Annotated in this window: 2 protein-coding genes; both read right to left on the bottom strand. The window is 61.4% G+C overall.

Features of this window, described 5'->3' with window-relative positions:
- A partial coding sequence (locus tag EOA60_RS33020; RefSeq protein WP_206628361.1) for a cation:proton antiporter occupies positions 1-554 on the bottom strand: 554 nt, incomplete at its 3' end.
- A gap of 138 nt (positions 555-692) precedes the next feature.
- Positions 693-1387 (bottom strand): L,D-transpeptidase family protein (locus tag EOA60_RS33015; protein WP_164899774.1); only part of this gene is annotated, 695 nt, incomplete at its 5' end.

The raw sequence follows: 1387 nt of genomic DNA, 5'->3' as shown, positions 1-1387 counted from the left end.
GCGTAAAGAAAGCTCAACGAGGCGGCGGCGAACGAAAAGCTGCCAGTCAGCGCCGCCGCAACGGCAAAGCGGAACATGACCAGGCCGGAGGCATCATTGAGCAGGGATTCGCCTTCCAATATGTGCATCAGCCGAGCCGGAACGACATTGCGGTCGACAATCGAGGACACGGCAACGGCATCGGTCGGTGACAGCACGGCGGCTAAAGCGAACGCAACCGCCAGCGGGATGCTTGGCACCAGCCAGTGCAGAGCATACCCGAAGCCGACGATGGTGAAGAAGACAAGTCCGACGGCGAGATCGAGGATCGGCCGGCGCAGCTCGATCAGCTCCCGTTTCGGCGCCGCGAAGGCATCACCGAACAGAAGCGGCGGAATGAACACCAGCAGAAAGAGTTCCGGATCGATCTCGACATGCAGTCCCTTGGCCGGCCAGGCAAGCGCGGCGCCGATCGCAATCTGCAGCACGGGGAGCGGCACCCGCACCAGCCGCACGAGAGCGCCGGAAAGCGCCACGAAAGCAAGCACGACGAGAATGAAGACGGCGACGTCCATGATGCTATTCCAGCTGTTCGCGCTGTAAGTCTCATATTCGACGCATGTCGCTCTGCCAAAACCGCTGCGCACTGTTTGGGGACATGCAAACAAAAAAGCCGCTCCAAGAGCGGCCTTTTCTTGATTTATATCAATCGGTTACAGAGCAGAAGTAATCTGCAGCTCGCTGTTGCCGTCGAGGCCGTAAATGTCGTCGCGGAACTGCACGACGCCGGGTCCGGTCGACCATGCCGACAGGTACAGGAAGTGGACCGGCACCGGGTTGACCACCTGCACCGGCGTATTCTCGCCAGTCTTGATCGCCGCCTCGAAATGCTGGCGATCCCAGCCGGGCGTATCACGCAGGATCCAGGTGACGAGGTCGCGCACATTCTGGACGCGCACGCAGCCGGAAGAGTCGAAGCGCATCAGCTTGCCGAACAGGCTCTGCTGCGGCGTGTCGTGCATGTAGACGCCGTCCGGGCTCGGGAAATTGATCTTGACCGAGGCCATGGCGTTGCCGGCGCCGGGATCCTGGCGGAAGCGGTACTTGGCGGCATCGTCCGTCGACCAGTCGACGGTCATCGGATCGACCTCGCTGCCGTCAGGCGCGAACAGCCGGATGTGGCTGTCCTTGAGGTAGTTCGGGTCCTTCCGCATCAGCGGAATGATGTCCTTGCGCACGATCGAGACCGGCGCGTTCCAGTAAGGATTGACGATGATCTCGTTGATCTTGGAATTCACGATCGGCGTCTGGCGGTCGATCTTGCCGACGATCGCGGTGTGGCGCAGCACGACGCGGTCGTTCTCGACGGCTTCCACCTGCGCGGCCGGAATATCGACCAGCACATAGC

It is taken from the genome of Mesorhizobium sp. M1A.F.Ca.IN.020.06.1.1 (assembly GCF_004023265.1).
In the GTDB taxonomy this organism is placed as follows: domain Bacteria; phylum Pseudomonadota; class Alphaproteobacteria; order Rhizobiales; family Rhizobiaceae; genus Mesorhizobium.
The sequence above is the reverse complement of the archived record's forward strand: the minus strand, read 5'-3'. Positions and strand labels throughout refer to the sequence as shown.